This window comes from Streptomyces sp. ME02-8801-2C (assembly GCF_033793965.1).
Lineage (GTDB): Bacteria > Actinomycetota > Actinomycetes > Streptomycetales > Streptomycetaceae > Streptomyces.
Genome location: NZ_JARAXP010000002.1, coordinates 35370 through 59584, shown reverse-complemented (window position 1 = coordinate 59584; position 24215 = coordinate 35370). Strand labels below are relative to the sequence as shown.

The 24215-nt window shown below is 70.4% G+C and carries 22 protein-coding genes and 1 pseudogene; 8 read left to right on the top strand and 15 right to left on the bottom strand.

Annotation, left to right across the window (positions count from 1 at the left end; translation table 11 throughout):
- Positions 1 to 152: 152 nt before the first annotated feature.
- On the top strand, positions 153 to 815 hold the full coding sequence (locus tag PV396_RS04950) for a hypothetical protein (protein WP_319200779.1): 663 nt from the start codon (positions 153 to 155) through the stop codon (positions 813 to 815).
- A gap of 31 nt (positions 816 to 846) precedes the next feature.
- Here the strand turns inward: PV396_RS04950 and PV396_RS04945 are convergent, their stop codons facing one another.
- The 9 genes from PV396_RS04945 to PV396_RS04905 all read right to left on the bottom strand — a co-directional run bounded on the left by PV396_RS04945 (position 847) and on the right by PV396_RS04905 (position 12443).
- Positions 847 to 2373 (bottom strand): NCS1 family nucleobase:cation symporter-1, encoded by a 1527-nt coding sequence (locus PV396_RS04945; protein WP_319200777.1) that lies wholly within the window; start codon positions 2371 to 2373, stop codon positions 847 to 849.
- 160 nt (positions 2374 to 2533) lie between these two features.
- Positions 2534 to 3553, bottom strand: coding sequence for a TIGR03842 family LLM class F420-dependent oxidoreductase (locus tag PV396_RS04940; protein ID WP_319200775.1), 1020 nt, complete (start codon positions 3551 to 3553; stop codon positions 2534 to 2536).
- A gap of 11 nt (positions 3554 to 3564) precedes the next feature.
- A complete protein-coding gene (gene hydA, locus PV396_RS04935) occupies positions 3565 to 4968 on the bottom strand; it encodes a dihydropyrimidinase (protein WP_319200773.1) in 1404 nt (467 codons plus the stop codon).
- Positions 4969 to 5082: 114 nt separating this feature from the next.
- The gene (locus PV396_RS04930; RefSeq protein WP_319200771.1) at positions 5083 to 5925 is read right to left on the bottom strand and encodes a nitrilase-related carbon-nitrogen hydrolase; all 843 of its coding nucleotides are present in this window, start codon (positions 5923 to 5925) and stop codon (positions 5083 to 5085) included.
- Positions 5926 to 6106: 181 nt separating this feature from the next.
- Positions 6107 to 7672: a PucR family transcriptional regulator gene (locus tag PV396_RS04925; RefSeq protein WP_319200769.1), complete on the bottom strand. Its 1566-nt coding sequence runs from the start codon at positions 7670 to 7672 to the stop codon at positions 6107 to 6109.
- A 44-nt stretch (positions 7673 to 7716) separates the two neighbouring features.
- Complete coding sequence (locus PV396_RS04920; RefSeq protein WP_319200767.1) at positions 7717 to 9003, bottom strand: aspartate aminotransferase family protein; 1287 nt, start codon at positions 9001 to 9003, stop codon at positions 7717 to 7719.
- Positions 9000 to 9842 carry a nitrilase-related carbon-nitrogen hydrolase gene (locus PV396_RS04915; RefSeq protein WP_319200765.1) on the bottom strand — a complete coding sequence of 281 codons (843 nt, stop codon included), beginning with the start codon at positions 9840 to 9842 and terminating at the stop codon, positions 9000 to 9002. The genes PV396_RS04920 and PV396_RS04915 overlap by 4 nt, the downstream gene beginning before the upstream one ends.
- A gap of 171 nt (positions 9843 to 10013) precedes the next feature.
- On the bottom strand, positions 10014 to 12020 hold the full coding sequence (locus PV396_RS04910) for a hypothetical protein (RefSeq protein ID WP_319200763.1): 2007 nt from the start codon (positions 12018 to 12020) through the stop codon (positions 10014 to 10016).
- Between the two features lie 162 nt (positions 12021 to 12182).
- A complete protein-coding gene (locus PV396_RS04905) occupies positions 12183 to 12443 on the bottom strand; it encodes a helix-turn-helix transcriptional regulator (protein ID WP_319200761.1) in 261 nt (86 codons plus the stop codon).
- A 32-nt stretch (positions 12444 to 12475) separates the two neighbouring features.
- On the opposite strand from PV396_RS04905, the gene map reads away from it, so the two are divergent.
- Both map and PV396_RS04895 read left to right on the top strand, forming a co-directional pair.
- Entirely contained in the window at positions 12476 to 13267 is a 792-nt protein-coding gene (gene map / locus PV396_RS04900) for a type I methionyl aminopeptidase (RefSeq protein WP_319200759.1), read from the top strand.
- 11 nt (positions 13268 to 13278) lie between these two features.
- Positions 13279 to 13842, top strand: a complete 564-nt coding sequence (locus PV396_RS04895) for a GNAT family N-acetyltransferase (protein WP_319200757.1) — start codon at positions 13279 to 13281, stop codon at positions 13840 to 13842.
- A gap of 1 nt (position 13843) precedes the next feature.
- On the opposite strand, the gene ggt is transcribed toward PV396_RS04895, so the two are convergent.
- The gene (ggt, locus tag PV396_RS04890; RefSeq protein WP_319200755.1) at positions 13844 to 15664 is read right to left on the bottom strand and encodes a gamma-glutamyltransferase; all 1821 of its coding nucleotides are present in this window, start codon (positions 15662 to 15664) and stop codon (positions 13844 to 13846) included.
- A gap of 105 nt (positions 15665 to 15769) precedes the next feature.
- Between ggt and PV396_RS04885 the strand changes: the two genes are divergently transcribed.
- Together PV396_RS04885 and PV396_RS04880 are read left to right on the top strand one after the other, a co-directional pair.
- Positions 15770 to 16528, top strand: coding sequence for a hypothetical protein (locus PV396_RS04885; protein WP_319200753.1), 759 nt, complete (start codon positions 15770 to 15772; stop codon positions 16526 to 16528).
- 55 nt (positions 16529 to 16583) lie between these two features.
- Positions 16584 to 16762, top strand: a pseudogene (locus PV396_RS04880) (acyl esterase); the annotation flags it as partial.
- 263 nt (positions 16763 to 17025) lie between these two features.
- On the opposite strand, the gene PV396_RS04875 reads toward PV396_RS04880, so the two are convergent.
- Together PV396_RS04875 and PV396_RS04870 are read right to left on the bottom strand one after the other, a co-directional pair.
- Complete coding sequence (locus tag PV396_RS04875; RefSeq protein ID WP_319200751.1) at positions 17026 to 17769, bottom strand: amino acid ABC transporter ATP-binding protein; 744 nt, start codon at positions 17767 to 17769, stop codon at positions 17026 to 17028.
- Positions 17770 to 17895: 126 nt separating this feature from the next.
- Positions 17896 to 18336, bottom strand: coding sequence for a DUF6278 family protein (locus tag PV396_RS04870; RefSeq protein WP_319200749.1), 441 nt, complete (start codon positions 18334 to 18336; stop codon positions 17896 to 17898).
- Between the two features lie 177 nt (positions 18337 to 18513).
- On the opposite strand from PV396_RS04870, the gene PV396_RS04865 reads away from it, so the two are divergent.
- Positions 18514 to 20313: an SGNH/GDSL hydrolase family protein gene (locus tag PV396_RS04865; RefSeq protein ID WP_319200747.1), complete on the top strand. Its 1800-nt coding sequence runs from the start codon at positions 18514 to 18516 to the stop codon at positions 20311 to 20313.
- 22 nt (positions 20314 to 20335) lie between these two features.
- On the opposite strand, the gene PV396_RS04860 is transcribed toward PV396_RS04865, so the two are convergent.
- The 3 genes from PV396_RS04860 to pcaC all read right to left on the bottom strand — a co-directional run bounded on the left by PV396_RS04860 (position 20336) and on the right by pcaC (position 23193).
- Positions 20336 to 21115 (bottom strand): exodeoxyribonuclease III, encoded by a 780-nt coding sequence (locus tag PV396_RS04860; RefSeq protein WP_319200745.1) that lies wholly within the window; start codon positions 21113 to 21115, stop codon positions 20336 to 20338.
- A gap of 37 nt (positions 21116 to 21152) precedes the next feature.
- On the bottom strand, positions 21153 to 21785 hold the full coding sequence (locus PV396_RS04855; protein WP_319200743.1) for an MBL fold metallo-hydrolase: 633 nt from the start codon (positions 21783 to 21785) through the stop codon (positions 21153 to 21155).
- Positions 21786 to 21897: 112 nt separating this feature from the next.
- Positions 21898 to 23193 (bottom strand): 4-carboxymuconolactone decarboxylase, encoded by a 1296-nt coding sequence (pcaC, locus tag PV396_RS04850; RefSeq protein ID WP_319200741.1) that lies wholly within the window; start codon positions 23191 to 23193, stop codon positions 21898 to 21900.
- A 136-nt stretch (positions 23194 to 23329) separates the two neighbouring features.
- Here pcaC and PV396_RS04845 point away from each other — a divergent pair, with 136 nt between their 5' ends.
- Positions 23330 to 23716, top strand: a complete 387-nt coding sequence (locus PV396_RS04845; protein ID WP_319200739.1) for a hypothetical protein — start codon at positions 23330 to 23332, stop codon at positions 23714 to 23716.
- A gap of 199 nt (positions 23717 to 23915) precedes the next feature.
- Positions 23916 to 24092 (top strand): hypothetical protein, encoded by a 177-nt coding sequence (locus tag PV396_RS04840; RefSeq protein ID WP_319200737.1) that lies wholly within the window; start codon positions 23916 to 23918, stop codon positions 24090 to 24092.
- The last annotated feature ends 123 nt before the right edge of the window (positions 24093 to 24215 follow it).

Sequence of the window (24215 nt, the reverse complement as noted above, 5' to 3'; positions counted from 1 at the left end):
TGTGCGGGATCGCCCATTTGAGTGCGGTGGAAGACCGCCCTCGCACGGCCCCGAAACGGGTTCTTACTTCCGCCCCACAGACAGGCATGTGACACTGGCGTCCCGTCCGGAGTGCGGACCCTCTCCGCACCGTCCCCCACGAGAAGTGCGCCTTGAGCCTTCCTCTGCCGCTCGCGCTCACCACCCGGCTCGCGCCGGTCGCCGTGCTCGCCACGGCCGGCTGGGCGCTGTCCTCGGGCCCGCTCGCCCCCGCGCCGGCCGCCGACCACCACGACTCGGCGACCACGGGCGCGTCGGCGTCGCCCACCGCGCCCTCCACCTCGGCGGCCACGAAGACGTTCACCGCCGCGCCCGCGCCCTGCACGGCCGTGAGCGTGGCGACGGTCAAGTCCCTCGTCCCGGGCGCCAAGACGGCCGGCAAGGAAATCCCCTCGACGGACAAGGCGGCGCGCCGCACCTGCTCCTGGAACGCGCTCAAGGGGTACGACTACCGCTGGCTCGACGTGTCCTTCGAGCTGTCGGACACGGACGCGGCGGCGAAGAAGACGTACCAGGACCGGCTGACGGAGAAGAGCGGCGGCGGGGTGGTGCCGGGTCTCGGTGACGCCGCCTACTCCGTCGTGAACCTCTCCACCGAGGACAAGCAGCAGACCCGCGAGGGCGTCGTCCTGGTCCGCGCGTCGAACGCGCTGGTGGTGATCACGTACAACGGCAGTGACTTCGAGTCGAAGAAGGCACCCAGTACGGATGTGATCAACAAGGGTGCTATCAAGGCCGCCAAGGACGCGGTGGCAGCACTGGAGGGCGGCCGGTAGAACCGACCGCCCTCCGCCGTCCGTCAGCCGGTCAGACCTCCGTCTTCCCCTTTCCGGTCGCCAGCATCAGCGCCAGGTAGAGGGCCATCGAGGTGCCCAGGCCCACGGCCCAGCCGTAGTCGGCCAGCGAGGACAGGGCCGGAATGGGCCGCCCGTCGATGAGCGGCGCGAAGTTGGCGCCGCCGACGGCCAGCACACCGCCCACCAGGAAGGCGACGACCGCTCGCCAGTTCCAGCCGTTGTCGTACCAGTAGCGCCCACCCGACCTGTACAGGTCCGCGAGGTCCAGCTTGCCCCGGCGCAGGATCCAGTAGTCGGCGATGAGGATGCCTGCGACCGTGCCGAGGAGACCGCCGACGAGGCCGAGCCACGTGAAGATGTAGCCCTGCGGGTCGGAGTACAGCTTCCACGGGAAGATCAGGACGCCGAGGACACAGGTGGCGAGCGCGCCGGCCCGGAAGCTGATCTTCCGGGGCGCGATGTTGGAGAAGTCGAACGCCGGGGAGACCAGGTTCGCCGCGACGTTCACGGAGAGGGTCGCCACCAGCACGGTGACCAGGGCGAACAGCAGCCCGAAGACGTTGTCGGTCTTGGCGGCGAGCTGTACCGGGTCCCAGATGGCCTCGCCGTACACGGCCTGCGAGCCCGAGGTGACCATGACGGACAGGAACGCGAACAGTGTCATGGTCGTAGGCAGACCGAGTGCCTGTCCCCACGTCTGGGCCTTCTGGCTCTTTCCGTAGCGGGTGAAGTCCGGGATGTTCAGCGACAGCGTGGACCAGAAGCCGATCATGCCCATGAGGGCGGGCGCGAAGATCTTCCAGAAGTCCGCGCCGTAGCCGACCTTGGAGGGCTGGTCGAGCAGCGGACCGAAGCCGCCGGCCTTGCTCGCCATCCACCACAGCATCACGCCGGCGCCGAGGAGCACGAAGGGCGCGGCCCAGTTCTCGAACCGACGGATGGTCTCCATGCCCCGGTAGATGATGGCGACCTGGATCGCCCAGAAGATGGCGAAGGACAGCCACATCGTCCAGGCGTAGCCGCCGATCTTCCCGGCGTCGCTCCAGCCGTTGCCGATGAGTTTCCCGGCGAGGAAGTAGATCGCCTCGCCGCCGATCCAGGTCTGGATGCCGAACCAGCCGCAGGCCACCAACGCCCGTACGACGGCGGGCAGGTTGGCGCCGCGCACCCCGAAGGAGGCGCGGGCGAAGACGGGGAAGGGAATGCCGTACTTCGGCCCGGCGTGCCCGGTGAGCAGCATCGGGACCAGGACGATCACGTTCGCCAGGGCGATCGTGAGCACGGCCTGCTTCCAGTCCATGCCCACGGCGATCAGACCCGAGGCGAGGGTCCAGGAGGCCGTGTTGTGGGCCATGCCCACCCAGAGAGCCGAGAAGTTGTACGTGTTCCAGGTGCGCTTCTCGATGGGAACCGGCAGCAGGTCCTCGTTGGCGTACGGCCCGCTGGGAAGGGGGGCGTCGGGGGAGATCTCCACCCGGCCGTCGGGGAGGGTGAGTTGGGAGGACGGCGGTATGGCCGTGGGAGCGGTGTCGGTCATGGGCAGGCCAATCAAAGAGGTGGGTCGGGAAAGGCCGTGCGGGTGGCGCGTTGGGGGACGCGCACAGGACACCCGGAGGTGTCCTGACCCTCTCCCCGGCAACCTGAACGCCGGGGAGAGGGAGATGGTGGGTGCGTAACACAGCGGGATTTCGGGGACGTCAGGCGTTGACGGCCGGGATCACCGTCGACCCGTAGGCGTCGATGACTCGCTCCTGGGCGTCGTGCATGTCGTAGACGGCGAACTGGTCGACACCGAGCTCACGCAGCTTGTTGAGCTTCTCGATGTGCGCCTCGGGGGTACCGATGACGCAGAACCGGTCGACGATCTCGTCGGGCACGAACTGCGTGTCGGGGTTGTCGGCCCGTCCGTGGTGGGAGTAGTCGTAGCCCTCGCGGGCCTTGATGTAGTCGGTGAGTTCCTCGGGTACGGCGGCGGAGTGTTCGCCGTACTTCGACACCAGGTCGGCGACATGGTTGCCTACCATCCCGCCGAACCAGCGGCACTGGTCGCGGGCGTGGGCGAGCGCCTCCGGCGAGTCGTCCTCGGTGACGTAGGCGGGGGCGGCGACGCAGATCTTCACCTCGGACGGGTCGCGTCCGGCGGCGACGGCCGCGTCCTTGACCGCCTTGACCATGTACTCGGTCAGATAGAGGTCGGAGAGCTGGAGGATGAACCCGTCGGCCTCCTCGCCGGTCATCTTGAGGGCCTTGGGCCCGTACGCGGCCATCCAGACGGGGAGTTCGGCGCCCGGCTTCACCCACGGGAACTTGACCACCGTACCGCCGAGGTCGGCCTCGTCACCGCGGCCGAGCGAGCGGATGACCTTCATCGCGCCGCTGATCCGGGCCAGGGTGTTGGGAGTCCGGCCGGCGACACGCATCGCGGAGTCACCTCGGCCGATGCCGCACACCGTGCGGTTGCCGAACATGTCGTTGAGGGTGGCGAAGGTGGAGGCGGTGACCTCCCAGGTACGGGTGCCCGGGTTGGTGACCATCGGCCCGACCGTCAACTTCTGGGTGCTGGAAAGGATCTGACTGTAGATCACGAACGGTTCCTGCCACAGCACGGCGGAGTCGAAGGTCCAGCCGTACGTGAAGCCGTTGCCCTCGGCGCGCTGCATCAGCTCGATGACACGCGAAGCCGGCGGGTCGGTCTGCAGGACGAGTCCGAAGTCCATGTGCGCCTCTCCTAGTTGAGGTACTGACAGGTGGAGCGGGGGGTGTAGACGCCGTGACCCGCGCGTCCGGTGAACTCCCGCTCGTTGATGACCAGTTCGCCGCGCGAGAGGACGGTCTCGACGCGGCCGGTGATCCGCTTGCCCTCGTACGCCGAGTAGTCGACGTTCATGTGGTGCGTCTCTGCGGAGACGGTCTGCTCCGCCGCGGGGTCGTAGATGACGATGTCGGCGTCGGCGCCCGGGGCGATGGTGCCCTTCTTCGGGTAAAGGCCGAACATCCGGGCCGGGGTGGCGCAGGCGATCTCGATCCAGCGGCGGCGGCTGATGTGCCCGTCGACGACGGCCTGGTGGAGGAGGTCCATGCGGTTCTCGACGCCCGGGAGCCCGTTGGGGATCTTCGAGAAGTCGCCGCGGCCCAGTTCCTTCTGGCCCTCGAAGCAGAACGGGCAGTGGTCCGTGGAGACCACCTGGAGGTCGTTGGTCCTCAGGCCCCGCCACAGCGCGGCCTGGTGGTCCTTGGGCCGAAGCGGCGTCGAGCACACGTACTTCGCGCCCTCGAAGTCCGGCTCGGCGAGGTTGTCGGTGGACAGGAACAGGTACTGCGGGCAGGTCTCGCCGAAGACGTTGAGCCCCTCGTCGCGCGCCCGTGCCAGCTCGGCGACTGCCTCCTGCGCCGAGACGTGGACGACGTACAGGGGTGCGCCGGCGACCTGGGCGAGCTTGATGGCGCGGTGGGTGGCCTCCGCCTCGAGGAGGGCCTTGCGGACCTCGCCGTGGTAGCGGGGGTCGGTCTCGCCACGGGCGAGCGCCTGTTCGACGAGGACGTCGATCGCGATGCCGTTCTCGGCGTGCATCATGATCAGGCCGCCGTTCTCGGCGGAGCGCTGCATGGCGCGCAGGATCTGGCCGTCGTCGCTGTAGAAGACGCCGGGGTACGCCATGAACTGCTTGAAGGAGGTGACGCCCTCCTCGACCAGCAGGTCCATCTCCTTGAGCGTGTCCTGGTTCACATCGGAGACGATCATGTGGAAGCCGTAGTCGATGGCGCAGTTGCCGTCGGCCTTGGCGTTCCAGGTGTCGAGTCCGTCGCGCAACGACTGGCCGACGCTCTGTACGGCGAAGTCGATGATCGTGGTCGTGCCGCCCCAGGCGGCGGCCCGGGTGCCGGTCTCGAAGGTGTCCGAGGCGGCCGTACCGCCGAACGGCAGTTCCATGTGGGTGTGCGCGTCGACGCCGCCGGGGATGACGTATTTGCCGGTGGCGTCTATGGTCCGCTCGGCGCTCCACGCCTCGGCCGCGGGGGTACCGGTGGCGGCGAGGGCGACGATACGGCCGTCCTCGATCAGGACGTCGGCGTGGATCTCGTCGGACGCGGTGATGACTAGTCCGCCTCGGATGACAGTACGGCCGGTCATGGGTTCACGCTCCTCGGTTGTCTTCGAAGTGCCGGTTGGATGTGGCTGGTCGCGCAGTTCCCCGCGCCCCTGAAGGGCTGCGCCCTTCACGGGGGCGCGGGATCACTCTCCGATTTACGGCGCCGTCAGGGGGCCGTACGCGTCCGGGCGGCGGTCTCGGAAGAACTGCCAGCGGTCGCGGACCTCTCGCAGCTTCGCCAGGTCGAGGTCGCGGACGACGAGTTCCGTTTCCTTGTCGCTCGCCACCTCGCCGACGAACTGGGCCTCCGGGTCCACGAAGTAGGAGGTCCCGTAGAAGTCGTTGTCGCCGAGCTCCTCGACGCCGACCCGGTTGATCGCACCGACGAAGTACTCGTTGGCGACGGCCGCCGCGGGCTGCTCCAGCTGCCACAGGTAGGCGGACAGTCCGCGCGAGGTGGCCGACGGGTTGAAGACGATCTCGGCGCCCTCGAGGCCCAGCGCACGCCAGCCCTCCGGGAAGTGCCGGTCGTAGCAGATGTAGACGCCGATCTTGCCCACGGCGGTGTCGAAGACCGGCCAGCCGGCGTTGCCCGGGCGGAAGTAGAACTTCTCCCAGAAGCCCGCGACCTGCGGAATGTGGTGCTTGCGGTACTTGCCGAGGTACGAGCCGTCCGCGTCGATCACGGCGGCCGTGTTGTAGAGGACGCCGGGCTGCTCCTCCTCGTACATCGGCAGGACGAGGACGATGCCCAGTTCCTTGGCGAGCGCCTGGAAGCGCTTGACGATCGGGCCGTCCGGGATCTGCTCCGCGTACTCGTAGAACGCCTTGTCCTGCACCTGGCAGAAGTAGGGGCCGTAGAACAGCTCCTGGAAGCACATGACTTGAGCACCCTGGGCCGCGGCGTCGCGGACCGCCTGCTCGTGGACCTGGATCATCGACTCCTTGTCGCCCGTCCAGGCTGTCTGGAAAATGGCGGCGCGAATCACCCTGCTCATCGGGACCTCCGGTCACTCGGTGTACGGCGAGCCTAGGAAGCCCGGAGATCGGGTTTGAGTTGCACGGTGTCACGCCTGCGGGCGTTCGGCGTTCCACGGTGTCACCCTGGCGTAGGCCCATGTTTCACCACTGTTTTCCCAGGTCCTTTGATGTTTCGGAGGGGTAAGAAGGGGCTGGTGGTCAGCGCTGCTGAGCGTCGTGCGCGAGGAGCGCGATATGCACGGAGGCGGCCTGCTCGAAGTCGTCGAGATCGAGACCGAGCCGCGCCTGTATCGCCTCCAGCCGGCGGTAGAGCGCGGGGCGCGAGACATGGTGCAGTTGCGCGGTACGTGACTTGTTGCGCCCGGTGGCGAGATAGGTGCGCAGCACGGGCAGCAGATCGGACTCGCCCTCGGCCCCGCACAGCAGCCCGTCCAGCTCCCGCTCCGCGAAGGCCTGCACCTGCGGATCGTCCCGCAGCAGCCGGACAAGCCCGCGCAGCCGTACGTCCCTCAGGTGCACCAGCACCGGCAGCTCCTGCCCCGCCGGGGTGTCCGCGACGGCCGCCGCGACGTGCAGCGCCTCGCGCAGTCCGGTGGGTACGTCGTCCCAGGAGGCCAGCGCCTCGGCGGCGGCCACGACGGTCCGCCCGCCGCCGGTCTCGGTACGCAGCCGGAGTGCGAAGTGCGCGGCCAGCGCCTTGGCGTCCTGGTCGCGGGCGAGGCTGAGCAGGACGGCGGTGGCGTCGTCGGCGAGCTCGGCGACCAGCCCCGGCAGCCCCAACAGCCGTAGTACGCGGTCGAGTTCGGCGGGATCGCCGCCCCGCACGACCAGCGGAACGAACGTCCGCCGGTTGACGGGCAGCCCGGCCGCCCGCGCCCGCGGCAGCAGTTGCCGAGCCGGTACGACACCGCTCACCAGGTCGGTCAGCAGGCTCTGCGCCGACTGCTCCTCCCAGCTGTGCACGGAGCCGCCGAGCATGCGGTGCAGGACGAGTGCCTCGGCGCCCCGGTCGGCGAGGAGCCGTCCGGTGGCTGCGTCACCCCGGTAGCCGCACAGCACGATCCGCCCCCAGCGTTCGCCGCGCCCGCCCAGCTCGGCCCTGATCCACCCGTCGCCCTCGCTCCCGCCGGCCTGCCGGGCGATGCGCTCCCAGTCCCGCAGCACGTCGTCGACGGCCGACCGCTCCCCCGCCGTGGCGAGGACGCGATGGGCGAGGTTGGTGACGACGACGGGACAGGCACTGTGCGAGGCGACCTCGTCGAGGAGGAGTTGCAGCGGGGCGCCGGAGGTGATGAGCCCCGTGAGAGCGGTCCGCACCGCCTCGGACAGGCTCACGGCGGCGAACTTCCGCCGCACCAGCCGGGACTGGACCTCTTCCGTCAACTCCGCGAAGGGGAACGGACGATGCAGGACCACCATCGGCAACCCGCACCGCTCGGCCGCGCGCCGCATGACGTCCGGCGGTGCCGGGAAGGCACGGCCGAGCCCGAGCACGACGGCGGCGGCCTCCGCCCGGTGCAGCGAGCGGATGTACTCGACCTGCGCCTCCTCGTCCCCGGCGAGCAGCACGCCGGTCGTGAGGATCATCTCGCCGCCGCTGAGCATCACGCCGACGTCGGCGGCCTCGGCGACATGGACCCAGCGCACGGCCCGGTCGAGCTGGCCGGCGCCGGCCACCACCTCGGGTTCCCCGGCGAGGACCCGTTCCAGGCCGAGGACCTGGCGGACCGACAGGGCGGGTTCCAAGGTGGTGGTCGTGAGCATGGCCGTCTTCCTTGCCGTGGTCCAGCTGTGGTCCTGCCGCGGTGTTACTGGACGCAACTCCTCAGAGCACGTTCGAGGATCGCGGCGCCCTCCTCGGCCTCCGCGACGGTGAGCGACAGCGGCGGCGCGATGCGCAGCGCGCTCGTGTTGTGGCCGCCGCCCTTGCCGAGCAGCAGCCCCTCCTCGCGGGCCGCCTCGAGCACGGCGGCGGCGGTCTCCGGGTCGGCGGTGTCGGTGCCGGGCTTCACCAGCTCGACGCCGATCATCAGGCCGCGTCCACGGACCTCCCGTACGCCCGGAAGCTGTGCGGCGACGGCCCGCAGCCGTTCGATGAGGAGTCCGCCGACGCGCCGGGCGTTGCCCTGAAGGTCGTGTTCCAGGAGGTAGTTCAGGTTGGCGAGGCCGGCCGCCATGGTGATCTGGGTGCCGCCGAAGGTCGAGATGGAGTTGGAGTCGAGGCAGTTCATGATCTCGGCGCGGGCCACGACCCCACCGATGGACATGCCGTTGCCGATGCCCTTGGCGAAGGTGAGGATGTCCGGCGGACCGTTCTCCGCGTGTGCCTGCCAGCCCCAGAAGTGCTCGCCGGTGCGGCCCCAGCCGGTCTGCACCTCGTCGGCGATCCACAGGATGCCGCGTTCCTCGAGGACGCGGCGGAAAGCGGCGTACAGCCCGTCGGGCGGCGAGGTGAAGCCGCCGACGCCCTGGATGGGCTCCGCGATCAGCGCGGCGGGCGGGCGGACGTGCCCGAGCAGGTCCTCCAGGTCGGCGACGCAGGCGGCGATGAACTCGGCGTCGCTCAGATCGGCGTACGGACCACGGGTGCGGACGCCGCCGTGGACGTACAGGGTCTGGAGCGGGGACAGGGAGGTCGGGGACCAGCCCTTGTTGCCGGTGATGCCGACCGTGCTGAAGGAACGGCCGTGGTAGCTGTTGCGCATCGCCAGGATCTGGTTGCTGCGCCGGTAGGAGGTGGCGAGCAGGAGAGCCGTGTCGTTGGCCTCAGTACCGGAGGTGGTGAAGAAGACGCGCGCGTCCGGGATGCCGGACAACTCGGCTACGCGCTCGGCGAGTTCGACCATCGGCCGGTTGAGGTAGAGCGTGGACGAGTGGATGATCCGCCCGGCCTGTTCGCTGACCGCCTTGGTGATCTCGGGCAGCGCGTGCGCGGTCATCGTGGTGAGGATGCCGCCGAAGAAGTCGAGGTACTGCTTGCCGTCCGCGTCCCAGACGTACCGGCCCTCGCCGTGCGTGATCTCGATCGGATCCGCGTAGTAGAGGGCCAGCCAGTCCGGCAGAACTGCCTTGTGACGCCCGTGGAGATCGCTCACGGCTGTACCAGCCCTTCGTACGCGTCCGGCCGCCGGTCCCGGTAGAAGGCCCACTGCTGCCGGACTTCCTCGATGAGATCGAAATCAAGATCCCGCACGACGAGTTCCTCGTCCTGGTCGCTGGCGACCTCGCCGACGAACTGTCCGCGCGGGTTCACGAAGTACGAGGTCCCGTAGAAGTCGTTGTCCCCGTACTCCTCCTGGCCGACGCGGTTGATGGCGGCGACGAAGTACTCGTTGGCGACGGCGGCGGCGGGCTGCTCCAGCTGCCACAGATAGGAGGACAGGCCCCGGTGCGTCGCGGACGGGTTGTACACGAGCTGCGCGCCGTTCAGCCCGAGCTGGCGCCAGCCCTCCGGGAAGTGGCGGTCGTAGCAGATGTAGACGCCGACCTTCCCCACGGCCGTCTCGAAGACGGGCCAGCCGAGGTTTCCGGGCTTGAAGTAGTACTTCTCCCAGAAGCCCTTGACCTGCGGGATGTGATGCTTGCGGTACTTGCCGAGGTAGGTCCCGTCTGCATCGATCACGGCCGCGGTGTTGAAGTAGAACCCGGACTGCTCGACCTCGAACACGGGCACGACGACGACCATGCCGGTCTCGCGCGCCAGCTCCTGCATCCGGGTGACGGTCGGCCCGTCCGGCACCGGCTCCGCCCACCTGTAGTGCTCGGGCTCCTGGACCTGGCAGAAGTAGGGGGCGTTGAAGACTTCCTGGAATCCGATGACCTTGGCGCCCTGCCGGGCGGCCTCACGGGCGTGCTCCACATGTTTGGCGACCATGGACTCGGTGTCGCCGGTCCAGGTGGCCTGGACCAGAGCGGCACGTACGACGTTGGCCATGACCTGCTCCTTCGGCTGGACGTCAGTGAGCCTCTACGCCCGTAGACAAGGTCACAAAGGTCGTAGGGGCTTGAAAGTAAGCCTCCCGGACAGCCTTGCCAAGACCATCGTCGTTAACCCGCGAAGTCGATCACGTTTCACACTCCTGTGGGCGAGTCACGTCCAGCCGGGTCACGCACTGTGTCCGGCGACCCGGAGGGCGTGCAAGAGATCCCAGTAGCGGTCCTCGGAGGCACCCTTGGCCGCCTCCAGCAGCAGGGGTACGAGGCGCTGCGGGTCGGTGGCGACACTGCGGGCGGCCTCCTCGGGGGTGCGGACCCGGACGTACGCGTCGAGCAGCGCACGTACCTCGCGCTTCCTGCCGTCCTCGGCGAGCCGGAGCACCGCCTCGCCCACCTCCTGCGCCGGGCGCGCCATGCCCTGTCGCAGGATCTGCTCGCCGTCGGTGCCCCGGCCCGCCGCGACGAGCGCGTCCGCGGCGGCGACCAGCCGGTCCACCGGCAGGGAGGCGGCCTCCCAGAGCAGGGTGGCCCAGTCGGCGCCGAGGCCCGCGCGGTGCAGCTCGGCGGCGAGCAGCGGAAAGCGCGCGGCGGGCCAGTGGGAGGCCTCGACGAGCAGCGCGTGCGCCTCACCGCTGCGGCCTTCGCTCCGCAGCCGTACGAGGTTGCGGACGGCGTCGATGGTGTCGTGCCGGGCGTCGTCGTCCAGCGGCTCCCGCACCGGCACCGCGCTCTTGGCGCCGGCCCCGGCGAACCGCGCCCCACGCGGGGTACGGCGGCCCGACGCCCCCGGCGTGGGATCACCGACGGGCGTACCGCCCGTGTCCGCGTCGTCCATGGCCCCGGCGAACCGCGCACTCCCCCGGGCCCGCCGCTTGGATCGCTGCTTGGGGGCGGGCTCGGGTTCGGGTTCGGGTTCGACGGCGGGGGCCGCGTACCAATCGGCGGGAAGCTGCGGCACCGGGGACTCGCCCGGCTCTTCCGAGCCGGTGGAATCCGGAAGGGGTCCGTCACGGTCGTCGGCACGACGGGCGTCGTCACGTCGGCCGGACGCACCATCGCCGACGTCATGATGTCCGACGTAGGCGGCGGGACGACCACCACCAAGGTCATCCGCACGGCGGGCGCCCTCGCGCCAGTCGGACGCGCCGGCGCTCGTCTCCTGAGCGACACCGCGGGTGTCGGCGCGCCAGAGGGGTGCCTCGTCTCCAGAACCAGGACGGCCGAAGGCCCGCTCCCCGCCATGGGCGGCCTGGCCGGCACCGGCACGCTCGTCCACGCGGCCGGGGTCGCGACTGCCGTCCCGACCGCCGGAGGCCTCGTCGTCGGAGTACTGACGGCGGAGTCCGGGGTCGCCCGCGCCGCGGTCGTCCAGGTAGCCGGAACCGCTCCCGTCGCGCCAGCCGGCCCCCTCGTGCTCGCCTGCCCTGCCGGAAGCTCGGTCGCCCCCGTGGACGGCCGAACCGGGACCCTCGCGGTCGGCCGCTCGGCCGGTGCGGCGCCTGCCGGCGCCCGCGTCCTCGGAGTCGGCCGTTGTCCGCTGGTCCGTTTCGGTGCGCTGTCTCGGCAGGGTCAGGGGGTCCGTGGGGTGCGGGGCGTTTCGGACGCCGCCCGCGAACAGGTCCGCCTCCTCGTCGCCGTCGCGGTGTGGAAGGGGCGCCCTGCTCACCACCCTGCGGGCCAACTGGTCCAGGCGGTAACGGAGTTCGACGCAGCGGGCGGAGGCCCGTTCATGGTCGTCGCGGGCCCAGGCGAGGTCGAGGCGGAGACCCTCGGCCTCCTCGTGGGTGGTGGCCGAGGCGAGCAACCGCCCCAGTTCGGCGAGGCGGTCGGCTGCGTACTTCTGTTCGCGGAGCATCACGTCGAGCCGGTCCCCGAGGGTGTCGCGGGCGCCGAGCCGACTGTCGAACTCGGCGAGCGAGGCCTGGTGCAGGACACGCGCCTGCTCGGTCTCCGAGGTGACGGCGTCCGTCGCGTACCCGGCCGCGAGATCGTGCAGCAGCGCCTCCACGACGTCCCACGGCGGGACTTCACGCCCTTCCAGGCAGGCACGCATGCCGTCGGGGTCGCGCTCCCAGAACACGCCGCACCAGCCCGCGCCCTGATCGAGGCGGGCCAACAGGCCGTTCAGATACCGCGCGAACTCCCGCACCTGCCCCGGGAGTTGTTCCACCGCCATGACGTTCACCCCATGCCCGACCGGAGTTCTCCGCCCCGTAGAAAACACCAGTCGTGTTACGGATGGGCTACGGGGGGTTTTCGGACCGGACGCAGAGTACCGCGCGCCCAGCGGACCGTGACGTGAAGCACGGTCACAATGGCCAAAACCGCCCGACGGGGCTCACGCCGCGACCGGGGCGGTCGGGGCAAGCCGGCCGATCAGTTCGTCCATGGACAGCCCGAGGACCCCCGCCAGCGCCGCGACCGTGAAGAACGCCGGGGTCGGCGCCCGGCCCGTCTCGATCTTGCGGAGGGTCTCGGCGGAGATACCGGCGCGGGCGGCGATCTCCGCCATGCTGCGGCCACCACGCGCCTCACGCAGCAGCCGGCCGAGCCGCTCGCCGCGTTCACGCTCTTCGGGAGTGAGAGGAGTGCGTACCATGCCACCATTCTAATACCGGTATAGTAATTGGCATGGTTGAACTCAAGACGGACGCCGCGATCGATGCCATGTACGAGACGGGCCAGGTGGTCGGCAGAGGCCTCACTGCCGTCAAGGAAGCCGCTGACGTGGGCGTTTCCCTGCGGGAGCTGGACGAGGTGGCACACCAGGTACTGCGCGACGCCGGGGCGACCTCCCCGTTCCTCGGCTACCACCCCTCCTTCGCCCCCACCCCGTTCCCGGCCGTGCTCTGCCTCTCGGTGAACGACGCGATCGTGCACGGCATCCCGGACGACTACCGGCTGCGCGACGGCGACCTCGTCTCCGCCGACTTCGGCGCCGAACTGGGCGGCTGGGCGGGCGACTCGGCGATCAGCTTCATCGTGGGCGAACCCCGCCCGGCCGACGTACGGCTCGTCGAGACCGCCGAGCGGGCCCTCGCGGCGGGCATCGCGGCGGCGGTCGTCGGCAACCGCGTCGGCGACATCGCGCACGCGATCGGCGAGGTGTGCCGCAGCGCGGGCTACGGCATCCCGGACGGCTTCGGCGGCCACGGCATCGGCCGCCGTATGCACGAGGACCCCCCGGTGCCCAACGAGGGCCGCCCCGGCCGGGGCATGCCGTTGCGGCACGGCCTGGTCCTGGCGATCGAGCCCATGCTCATCGCCAGCGGCAAGGACGGCTACCACGAGGCCCCGGACGGCTGGACCCTGCGTACCAACGACGGCTCCCGCGCGGCCCACGCGGAACACACGGTGGCGATCACCGAGTCGGGGCCCCGCGTGCTCACGGCGCGGCAGGAGGCGCGCACGAGCCCGGCGTAGCCTTCGGCGTCATGCGTATCAGGAACGGCACCTCGGCCGACGCGGAGAGCATCGCGGCCCTGCACACCGCCAGTTGGCGCAGCGCGTACAGGGTGCTCATGCCCGCCGCGTACCTGGACGGCCCGCTGGCTGCGGAGCACCTCGCGAAGTGGCGGGACCGCACGGCCGAACCGTCCGACGAGCGGTGTCTGCTGCTCGCCGAGCAGGAGGGCGAGCCGCTCGGCTTCATCCATCTGGCCGCCGGCTCGGACGGCCGGGTCCACGTGGACAACCTGCACGCGCGTCCGGACCACGTCGGCACCGGCGTCGGCCGCACCCTGCTACACCACGGCTTCGCCTGGGCGGCCGGCCGGTACCCCGGCCGGGACGTCTACCTGGAGGTCCTGCGCGGCAACGCCCGGGCGATCTCGTTCTACGAGCGCGCGGGCGGCCGGCGCACCGCCGAACGCCCGCTGCGGATGGCCGCGGGATTCACCCTGGAGGAGTTCGAGTACACCTGGCCCGCGGCGACCGTCGGCCGCTACGGGGACGGGCGGCCGGCCCCGGACACCGTGCCGCCGCCCACCCCCGGCTGACTCACGACGCCGGCCGCACCACCATCGCCGACCCGCCGCCACGCCGTACCGTCTCCGCCGCCGCCAGCCACTTGCCGTTGGGCAGACGTTGTACACCGGTCGCCGCGCCGATCTCGGGGTTGAGCCGGAAGCCGTGCCCGATGGCCTCCAGCTTGGTCCTCAACTCACTGTTCCACAGGCCCGGTTCGAGCTCGGTGGTCGTCTGGTTGCGCTGGCTCGCACGGGGTGCGGCGATCGCGTCGACCAGCGGGAGCCCCCGGTCGAGGAAGCCCGTCAGGGTCTGCAGGACGGTCGTGATGATGGTCGCGCCGCCGGGCGAGCCAAGAGCCACCACCGGCTTGCCGTGCGCGTCCAGGACGATCGTCGGGGACATCGACGAGCGCGGTCGCTTGCCCGGGCCCGGCAGGTTCGGATCGTGGACGGCGGGACTGGCCGGAGCGAAGGAGAAGTCCGTCAGCTCGTTGTTGAGGAGGAATCCCCGGCCGGGGACCGTGATGCCGCTGCCGCCGGTCTGCTCGATCGTCAGGGTGTAGGACACGATGTTGCCCCACTTGTCGGCCGCCGTCAGATGGGTCGTGTTCTCACCCTCGTACGTCGTCGGCGCGGCGATGCCCGTGCTGGTGCAGGCCGCCGGGTGACGCGGGTCCCCGGGCGCGACCGGGCTCGTCAGCACCGCGTCGTCCTTGATCAGGCACTCCCGCGAGTCGGCGTACTTCTGCGACAGCAGCTCCTTCGTCGGTACGTCCTCGAAGGCCGGGTCGCCCACCCAGCGCCCCCGGTCCGCGAAGGCGATCCGGCTCGCCTCGATGTAGCGGTGCAGGAACTGGACCTCGCTCGCCTTCGAAAGGTTCGTCCGCTCAAGGATGTTGAGGGCCTCACCGACCGTCGTACCACCCGAGGATGAGGGTGCCATCGAGTAGACGTTCAGGCCCCGGTACGACGTCTTCGTGGGCGCCTGGCGCTTCACCCGGTAGGCCGACAGGTCCTTCAGCGACAGTGCGCCGGGGCGTGCGTTGTAACCCGAACCAGGGGCCACCGGCGGCTTGTTGACCGTGTCGACGATCTCCTTCGCCAGCTTCCCCCGGTACAGGGCGCCGACGCCCTTTCGGCCCAACTCCGCGTACGTACGCGCCAGTTCGGGGTTCTTGAAGCTCGACCCGACCACCGGCAGGGCGCCGCCGGGCAGGAACAGCTTCGCCGTGTCCGGGAAGTTCCTGAACCGCGCCTCGTTGGACGCGGTCTGCGATCTGAACGTCTCGTCCACCGTGAAGCCGTCGCGCGCGAGCCGCTCCGCCGGTTTCAGCAGCGTGCCGAGCCGCTCGCTGCCCCAACTGTCCAGCGCCGCCTGCCAGGTGGCGGGCGTGCCCGGCGTGCCGACGCCCAGTCCGCTGGTGACGGCGTCGGCGAAGGGGATGGGCTGCCCGTTCTCCAGGAAGAGGCCCGAGTCGGCTGTCAGAGGTGCCGTCTCGCGGCCGTCGATCGTCTGCACCGTACGGGACTTGGCGTCGTAGTAGACGAAGTAGCCGCCTCCGCCGATGCCGTTGGAGTAGGGCTCGGTCACCCCGAGCGCGGCGGCCGTGGCGACGGCGGCGTCCACCGCGTTGCCGCCCTTGCGAAGCACCTCGATCCCGGCGGCCGAGGCATCCGCGTCCACGCTCGCGACGGCACCGCCGTACCCGACGGCGACCGGGACCTTCTGCACAGCGGTACCCGGGGCCCTGTCCGCCGGCGTGGCGCCCGAGGGCGGCGCGGCCGCTCCCACCGACACCATCGTGGCCGATACCGCCAGGACCGCCAGACTCCGCGCGACAGGGCGACGCATCAAATACCTCCAGTCAACGACCGTCCGCGCAGCGTAACCGCATCGTGATGGATCCCGTAAGGGCATCTCGAACACCCCTGCGGTTGACCGCTACCATGCGCGCACATGACTGACGACGTGCGCAATATCGTCCTCGGTGTGGTCGCGGCCGGTATCAGCGCAGCCCTCGGCTGGCTGGCCCGCACCTATCTGTGGAAGCGCAAACTCCGCCGCAAGCAGACCTTCTTCGGGCTGCCGGACAACTCCGAGTCGCTGCTCGTGGTGAACCGCGAGGCCGGTGGCCCCGAGTTGACGGTGATGCGCCACGACGTGTTCGCCCTGCTGGAACTCGCCGCGCTCATCAAGGACTGCAACGCCCACGCGCAGGTCGTCGCCCACGACGCCACCCAGCAGGGGGTCGGCGAGCGGACCGAGTTCTGTGTGGGCGGCCCGGCCTCCAACCGCCGCATGCTGGCGCATCTGCAGACGCTGCTCCCCGGCGTCCGGGTCAACGTCGACGCCGAACCCGGCCCGGACCGGGGCGCCTTCCAGATCGGCACCGAGCGCTACCGGCTGGAGTCGGGCCGGGGCGAGTACGTGATCCTCGCGCGGCTCACCGCCGGCACGGGCGGCCAGGCCCGGCCGGTCTTCCTCTTCTGCGGCCAGCGCGCGATCACCAACCAGGCGGCGACCCGCTATCTCGCCCGCAACCACGAACGGCTGGCCCGCAAACACGGCAACAACTCCTTCGCCCTGCTGCTGAAGGTCGTCAACTCACAGGCGTACGGACCCGATGTCGTCGAGGTCGTCACGGACATCACCCGAGCCGCCCAGACCCCCCTGCCGGCCGTCGCGGCGACCCGGAACTCGCACCGCGCCTCATAGGGTCTCTCCGGGGTTCCTGCACCATGCGGCGTCGTCGTGCCGGCCGGGCGCCGAAACCAAGGAGAGCGGCACCCGCGTCGCGTATCTCCGCGACGTGGGCCCGCTCGGCCTCGGCACAGCTGGTCAGCCCGGTCGACCCGCTCTGCGTCGAGCACAACCCGTCCGGCGCAGCTGACCTCCTGCTCGCCGGAGCGCGACCCCTGGTGGGAGTCGGTACCCCTGCGCGAGCAGTGATCTCCGGCTGCCGCCGGGCGAACGCATGCCCTCCTACTACTGCCCGCCTGGCAGCAGCGTCCCTGTTTCGGCCGGCGCCACCGGCCTCGGCCTCGGTCCCCGTCCCGATGGGGATGAACGACAAATCGTAGTCGAGGTTCGGGGCGGCCGGTTTCCCGGCCCGTCCCGTCACCGGGAGGTTGTCCGTCAGCAGGTTCGCGCTGTCCTCAACTCCCCTGGCAGAGAACGCTGTTGCTACATCGTCACAGCGCCCCCGGAGTGTCTCAGTGTTTGAGGATCTTGGAGAGGAAGTCCTTGGCGCGGTCGCTGCGCGGGTTGGTGAAGAACTCCTCGGGGCTGCGGTCCTCGACGATACGACCGTCGGCCATGAAGACGACCCGGTTGGCGGCCGAGCGGGCGAAGCCCATCTCGTGGGTGACGACGACCATCGTCATGCCCTCGCGGGCGAGTTGCTGCATGACCTCGAGAACCTCGTTGATCATCTCCGGGTCGAGCGCCGACGTGGGCTCGTCGAAGAGCATGACCTTGGGGTCCATGGCCAGAGCGCGCGCGATGGCCACCCGCTGCTGCTGGCCGCCGGAGAGCTGGGCCGGGTACTTCGGCGCCTGGGAGGCGAGGCCGACACGGTCGAGGAGCTCGCGGGAACGCCTGTCGGCCTCCTCCTTCTTGCGTCCACGCACCTTGATCTGGCCCAGCGAGACGTTCTGGAGGACGGTCTTGTGGGCGAAGAGGTTGAACGACTGGAAGACCATCCCGACCTCGGCCCGGAGCCGGGCGAGGGACTTGCCCTCGTCGGGAAGCAGTTGTCCGTCGAGTTTGATCGTCCCGGAGCCGATCGGCTCGAGCCGGTTGATCGCCCTGCACAGAGTGGACTTGCCCGACCCCGACGGGCCGATGACCACGACCACCTCCCCCCTGCCGACGGTGAGGTCGATGTCCTGGAGAACATGCAGTTCACCGAAGTGTTTGTTGACTTCATGCAGCTCGATCAACGGATCGACAGCCATGCCCAGCCCTACTCACTTCTCAGCTGTGTCGTGGTTGCCGCAAACTATCCAGACAGGAGCGGAGTTGACGCACGACACGCACTTTTCAGGCATTAGCCGTATTTACGACAAATGCGGCCACCGCGCCTACGCCTCCGCGACCTCCGCGTACAGCTGTGACAGCTCGGGCGCCCCGCTGGACGCCCATTCATGGCCGGACGCGACGACGTCGAACTCCCGGCCCGACGACAGCCGTACGACGGGCTGGCCGTTCGGCCAGAAGTCCCAGGCGGCGCCGGGCACGGTCCGCACGATGACCGTGCCCAGATAGAGCCCCGCGTCGTTGCCGAGCCAGGACAGCGACTCCTCGTCGTCACGCCAGCCCGGCAGCAGCTGGTCCAACGCCTCCAACGAGGCGGCGGAGTCGTCGAGTTCGACCCCCTCCCGGCCCGCCTGGGAGCGCAGCAGCTCACACTCGGAGAGAAGCCCTGCGACCGCCTCGGGGTCCGGCTCGCCCTCGGAGAACACCGCCACGCCTCGGGCGGGTCCATGCTTCTTGCGCCAGCTGCCCAGGAAAGGGATGTTCATACGTCCAGCCTGTCATTCCCGCACCGACCGCACCACAGGGCGCGCGGGGACGCCGGTTCCGGCCAAGTTCCCCGCGCGCCCCCTGTCCGGTGCGAGCGGCGAATTGACTGGCCCCCCGGTAGCTCTTTAGCTTCACACTGCACTGAGCGGAGGGCCGAGCGGACCGGGAGGACGAAGATGCGCCGAGGTGGCCGAGGCGAGCGGACACCGGGATTCCGGAGTCTCTCGGGGCCAGGCCTCATCCTCGCCCTGTGCGCGGCGCTGATGCCCCTGTCCTCCACGACCGAGGCCGCCGAACCCCTCCCCCTGACCCGGTACTTCGACAACAGCGCCGTCAGCGACGACGCCCTGCCCGACGCGGCCGACTTCGACGGCTCGGGCGCCTCCCTGTCGGCCCAGGACCTCACGGCCGCCGGCTGGACGGGGGGCCGGGCCCTCAACGTCGAGGGCGCCCGCCTGACCTGGCCCGACCGGGATCCGGGCGAGGCCGACAACGTCCGCGCCGCCGGCCAGCCCGTCCGTGTGCGGGGCAAGGGAGACGCCCTCGCGTTCCTCGTCGCCGGCACCGGCGGCTCCGACGTGAGCGGCGGGGGCACCGTCTCGTACGCGGACGGCACGTCCTCCACGTACCGGCTGACCGCCCCCGACTGGCGCAGGGGTTCCCTCGGTGCCAAGACGGTCGCGCTGCCGCACGTGAACACACCCGACGGCCAACTCGCCGAGAAGGCACGGCTGTTCGTCGTCACCGTGCCGATCGAACGAGGGCACGAGGTCGCCTCCGTACGGTTGCCGTACGCCGCCGACCTGCATGTGTTCGCGCTCTCGGTACGGCCCGACACGGCGGGCTGGACGGGCAGTTGGGCGGCGCCGACCTCGACGTACGCGACCGTCGGCCCGTGGACCGACCGGACGCTGCGCCTGGTGGTGCACACCTCGGCCGGCGGACCACGGGTCCGGCTCCGCTTCGACAACACCTTCGCTTCGGCGCCGGTACGGATCGGCAGCGCGACGGTGGCCGTGCAGGGTACGGGTGCCACGGCGAGCGGTACGCCGGTGCCGCTGACGTTCCTGGGCGCGCGTGGCGTCGAACTCCCGGCCGGGGCACAGGCGTTCAGCGATCCGCTGGACTTCGCGGTCCCCGCGGACGCCAATCTGCTGGTGAGCTTCCATCTGCCCGGCACCGTGACAGCGGCCCCGCTGCACCGGCTCACCCAGCAACGCTCGTACGTCAGCGAGCCGGGCGACCACACGGCGGACGCGACCTCGACGCCGTACACCTCGTTCCTGACGACGTGGCCGCTGCTGACCGGCGTGGACGTGGGTGCCGGGCCGGGATCCGTCGTGGTGCTCGGGGACTCGATCACCGACGGCCAGGCCTCGACCCTGGACGCGAACCGGCGCTGGCCCGATGTGCTCGCCGACCGGCTGCTGGCCCAGAGCGCGGTCCCCCGCTACGGCGTGCTCAACCAGGGCATCGCCGCCAACCGCGTCCTCGCCGACCGCTACCCGGGCGACGGCGTCTCCACCGACTCGGGCGGGGTGAGCGCCCTGCACCGCCTGGACCGGGACGTCCTCGCCCAGGCCTCGGCGCGTACGGCGATCGTCTTCCAGGGCGTGAACGATCTGCGCACGGGCGCGACGGCGGACGATGTCGTCGCCGGTCTGCGGGAACTGGCGGAGCGGGTGCGTGCGCGCGGGGTACGGGTGCTGGTCGCGACCATCGTGCCGTGCGGCGGTGAGTCACGGTGCACTTCGGTGGTCGACGGGCAGCGGGAGGCCGTGAACACCTGGATCCGGGAGGAAGCCGCGTCCCACTCCGGTTTCGACGGCGTCCTCGACTTCGACGCGGCGCTGCGGGATCCGGCACAGCCGACGCGGTTGCTGCCCGCGTACGACAGCGGGGACCATCTGCATCCGGGTGATGCGGGGTTGGCTGCTGTCGCGGGAGCGGTGGAACTGGGGGCGCTGGTTCCGTAGGCGGCGGCTTGGGCGCGCGTCTCTACACCTCCAGGTCCACCACCACCGGGGCGTGGTCCGACGCGCCCTTGCCCTTGCGCTCCTCGCGGTCCACGTACGCGTCCTTGACCGCCTTGGCGAACGGCTCGTTGCCGTAGACCAGGTCGATGCGCATGCCCCGGTTCTTGGGGAAGCAGAGCTGGCGGTAGTCCCAGTACGTGAACGGGTGGTCGTACTTCAGGGGCCGGGGGACCACATCCGTCAGGCCCGCCTCGCGCAGGGCCGCGAGGGCCGCGCGCTCCGCCGGGGTGACGTGGGTGAGGCCCTCGAAGGCGGCCAGGTCGTAGACGTCGTCGTCCGTCGGCGCCACGTTGTAGTCGCCCAGGACCGCGAAGGGGCGGCTGCCCGCCGCGTCCTCGGCGACCGCCGCCTTGAGGGCCTCGAACCAGCCCAGCTTGTAGACGTAGTGCGGGTGGGCCACCTCGCGGCCGTTCGGCACGTACACCGACCAGACGCGGACCGGGCCGCAGGTCGCGGAGACGGCGCGGGCCTCCTCGACGCCCTCGTAGCCGGGGTCGCCGGGCAGGCCACGCACCACGTCCTCCAGGCCGACGCGGGAGATCACCGCCACGCCGTTCCACCTGCCGGTCGCGTTGACCGCCACCTCGTAGCCCAGCTCGCGCAGCTGGTCGGACGGGAACTGCTCGGCGGCGACCTTGGCCTCCTGGAGGCACAGCACATCCGTGCCGCTGCTCTCCAGCCAGGCCAGCAGCCTCGGCAGGCGGGCGGTGATCGAGTTCACGTTCCAGGTCGCGATACGCATGCCCCACAACCTACCCGCCGGGTCTGACAACGCCGTCTCAGACCTCCGCCGACGACCCCGGCGTCAGCCGCACGTGCTCGGAACCGCCCAGGCCACCGACCAGCCGGTCGTAGATCGGGCGGGCGAGGTCCGTGAGGAGGGAGTCGTGGATGTCGTACGCGCGCTGCGGCTTGACCTCACGGACGTAGTCGACGACCTCGGACAGCTTGCTCCAGGGGGCCATGACCGGGAGCAACAGCGTGTCCACCGGGTGGTCGGGGACGGTGAGGGCGTCGCCGGGGTGGAAGACGGCGCCGTCGACGAGGAAGCCGACGTTGGTGATGCGCGGGATGTCCGGGTGGATGACTGCGTGCAGTTCGCCGTGGACCTGGACGTCGAAGCCCGCCGCGGTGAAGGTGTCGCCGTGGCCGACGGTGTGGACGCGGCCCGGGAAGCCCGCGGAGAGCTGATCCGCGACTGCGGCGAGGGTCCACAGCTCGGCGGCCGGGTTGGCGTCCAGGGCGGCGCGCAGCCGTCCCTCGTCGAAGTGGTCCGCGTGCTCGTGGGTGACCAGGATCGCGTCGGCACCGGCCGCCGCGTCCTCCTCGCTGAATCCCCCGGGGTCGAGGACGAGCGTCCGTCCGTTCTTCTCCAGGCGGACGCAGGCGTGAGACTTCTTGGTGAGCTTCATGGGTCCATCCTGCCGCGCGGACCCGGGGCCGTGAGCGGCTGGGGCTGGTGCTCCGACCACCCGGCTAGGAGGCAGGCCCGGGATCACCCGGATCACCCGGATCACCCGGGGATCACTCCTCGGGCGTGGTCTCCTCGCGGATGACCTGCTGGGCCACCTTGAAGGCGCTGTTGGCGGCCGGTACCCCGCAGTAGACGGCGGCCTGGAGGAGCACTTCCTTGATCTCGACCGGGGTGAGGCCGTTGCGGAGGGCGGCGCGGGTGTGGAAGGCGAGTTCGTCGAGGTGACCGCCCGCGACGAGGGCGGTGAGGGTGACACAGCTGCGGGAGCGCCGGTCGAGGCCGGGCCGGTTCCAGATCTCGCCCCACGCGTATCTGGTGACGAAGTCCTGGAAGTCCCCGGAGAACTCGTCCGCCTGCGCGAGCGCCCGGTCCACATGCGCGTCGCCGAGCACCTCGCGCCGGACCTTCATCCCCGCGTCGTACTGATCGGGACGGCCCCGCACCTCGGGCTGCACGGCAGGCGGGGCTATCTCCGCGATGGGGGTGATCGGCGCGGGTGCGGCCAGGACCGGCTTGGCCGGGGCGGCCGAAATGGCCATCTGGCCGATGGCGATGTCGTACGCGGGCTGCCAGGCCGTCGAGAAGTGGCGTACGAGGAGATCGGTGACGGCCGCGGGCTGCTCGACCGGGACCAGATGGGAGGCACCGGGCACCACCGCGAGGCGGGCGTCCGGGATACCCGCGACGAGGGTGCGGGCCTCGGCGGGGCCGGTGACCTGGTCGTCGGAGCCGACGAGTACGAGGGTCGGCACACCGACGCGGGCCAGTTCGCCCCGTACGTCGAAGGAGGCGAGCGATTCGCAGGCCGCGATGTAGCAGCCGGGGTCGGTGGTGCGGACCATCTGTACGGCCCACTCGGTGATCGCGGGCTGCGCGGCGGCGAAGCCGCTGGTGAACCAGCGCTCAGGGGCGGTACGGGCGATGGGGTCGAGCCCGTTCGTACGGACGATCACCCCGCGCTGACGGAACTCGTCGGCCGTCCCGAACCGGGGCGAGGCGGCGATCAGCGCGAGCGAGGCAAGCCGCTCGGGGTGGCGCAGCGCCAGTTCGGTGCCGATCGCGCCGCCGAGCGCACAGCCCGCGTAGCCGAAGCGCCGCACGCCGGCCGCGTCGAGCGTGGCGAGCAGCCGGGCGGCCAGATCGGCGACCGATCCGACGGGGTGCGCGGGGGCTCCGCCGTGCCCGGGAAGGTCGAAACGGAAGATCCGCCACTGCTTCGCCAGCTCCGGTACCTGCCGGTCCCACATGTGCCAGGTGGTGCCCAGTGAGGGACCGAGGATCAGAACGGGGGCGTCTTCCGGCCCGTCAAAGCGGTACTGCAGGGTGTTCATCGGCGTCTCACTCACCCGCCCGACCCTCTCATCTGTCACGAGATGTCACATCGGCGGGGTGGATCTGCCTGGAAACCTTCCCGACTCCCACCCAACAGCGGCTTGAACACCACATGGTGAACAGGATCTGTCCCCGCCCTCAGGAACCCGGGTGGTCGTGCTCGGCGCGGCCCTGGCTGTCCTCGCCGGCTGCGGTACGGAGACCGCCGACGAGACGACAGACGCCGCCACGGGCACGGCCAGCGCCACGGCCACAGCCTCCGGCTGGACCCTCGCCGCTCCGATTCGCATCGACGGCATCCGTACCGCCGACGGCGGTCGGTCTCTGGTGGTCGAGGCCGAAGTGCCCGACGGGGAACGCGACTGCGTACGCGGCCTGCGCGGTGAGCTCGACACCGTCGAACACGGCACGGTGTACGTGAAGGTCACGTACCCGTTGCACCTCGTCCTCGTACGGGCAAGCAGTCGACGACACGGACATCCCCCAAGCACACGAGCTGGGAGGAACGCGGCTGAGAATGGGGCCCGCGTGCGGTGACCCCGGCGACGGATGCTCCTCCTCCGCTGTCTCCCAACGCAGGTTCTACCGCGCCGACTCCACGGGCTGGCGACCGGTCACCACGAACGGCGACGCGGGGTGCGCCGGGATCCACGAAGTCCTGCCGAAATTCCCCGAGCACCTGTGCGCGTGACTGCCGGGGCTCAACCGCGGCTAATCCTGCGGGGTAGCTGCAGGCGTGCCGCGTCGGGTCCAGCGGACCGCAGAGACGCTGTTTGAAGACCTCTCCCGTGCGGGGCTCGTCGATTTCGGCGATCCACAGGTTGCCCTGGAAGATCAGCATCGCGTCGATGTACTCGATGAGCGCCAGAATGTTGTGTCCGGTCACCGGCTTGCCGTTGCGGGCGAGTACTGAGTGGTAGAAGTACGGAAAAAGGTGCGGGATGTCCCGCTTCTTCGTGGGGTCGCGGTCCCCGTCGGCCCAGTAGGACGACACCGGCCTTGCGGATGACGTGTCGTCACTGAGCCGGGCTTGGGG

Excerpts from the sequence above, each read along its gene's own strand:
- PV396_RS04945 (WP_319200777.1), bottom strand. The coding sequence starts at position 2,373 with ATGACCGACACCGCTCCCACGGCCATACCGCCGTCCTCCCAACTCACC.
- PV396_RS04925 (WP_319200769.1), bottom strand. The coding sequence starts at position 7,672 with ATGCTCACGACCACCACCTTGGAACCCGCCCTGTCGGTCCGCCAGGTC.
- PV396_RS04870 (WP_319200749.1), bottom strand. The coding sequence starts at position 18,336 with ATGAACATCCCTTTCCTGGGCAGCTGGCGCAAGAAGCATGGACCCGCC.
- ggt (WP_319200755.1), bottom strand. The coding sequence starts at position 15,664 with ATGCGTCGCCCTGTCGCGCGGAGTCTGGCGGTCCTGGCGGTATCGGCC.
- PV396_RS04865 (WP_319200747.1), top strand. The coding sequence starts at position 18,514 with ATGCGCCGAGGTGGCCGAGGCGAGCGGACACCGGGATTCCGGAGTCTC.
- PV396_RS04895 (WP_319200757.1), top strand. The coding sequence starts at position 13,279 with ATGCGTATCAGGAACGGCACCTCGGCCGACGCGGAGAGCATCGCGGCC.
- PV396_RS04940 (WP_319200775.1), bottom strand. The coding sequence starts at position 3,553 with ATGGACTTCGGACTCGTCCTGCAGACCGACCCGCCGGCTTCGCGTGTC.
- PV396_RS04905 (WP_319200761.1), bottom strand. The coding sequence starts at position 12,443 with ATGGTACGCACTCCTCTCACTCCCGAAGAGCGTGAACGCGGCGAGCGG.
- map (WP_319200759.1), top strand. The coding sequence starts at position 12,476 with ATGGTTGAACTCAAGACGGACGCCGCGATCGATGCCATGTACGAGACG.
- hydA (WP_319200773.1), bottom strand. The coding sequence starts at position 4,968 with ATGACCGGCCGTACTGTCATCCGAGGCGGACTAGTCATCACCGCGTCC.
- PV396_RS04885 (WP_319200753.1), top strand. The coding sequence starts at position 15,770 with ATGACTGACGACGTGCGCAATATCGTCCTCGGTGTGGTCGCGGCCGGT.
- PV396_RS04860 (WP_319200745.1), bottom strand. The coding sequence starts at position 21,115 with ATGCGTATCGCGACCTGGAACGTGAACTCGATCACCGCCCGCCTGCCG.
- PV396_RS04930 (WP_319200771.1), bottom strand. The coding sequence starts at position 5,925 with ATGAGCAGGGTGATTCGCGCCGCCATTTTCCAGACAGCCTGGACGGGC.
- PV396_RS04855 (WP_319200743.1), bottom strand. The coding sequence starts at position 21,785 with ATGAAGCTCACCAAGAAGTCTCACGCCTGCGTCCGCCTGGAGAAGAAC.
- PV396_RS04875 (WP_319200751.1), bottom strand. The coding sequence starts at position 17,769 with ATGGCTGTCGATCCGTTGATCGAGCTGCATGAAGTCAACAAACACTTC.
- PV396_RS04910 (WP_319200763.1), bottom strand. The coding sequence starts at position 12,020 with ATGGCGGTGGAACAACTCCCGGGGCAGGTGCGGGAGTTCGCGCGGTAT.
- PV396_RS04915 (WP_319200765.1), bottom strand. The coding sequence starts at position 9,842 with ATGGCCAACGTCGTACGTGCCGCTCTGGTCCAGGCCACCTGGACCGGC.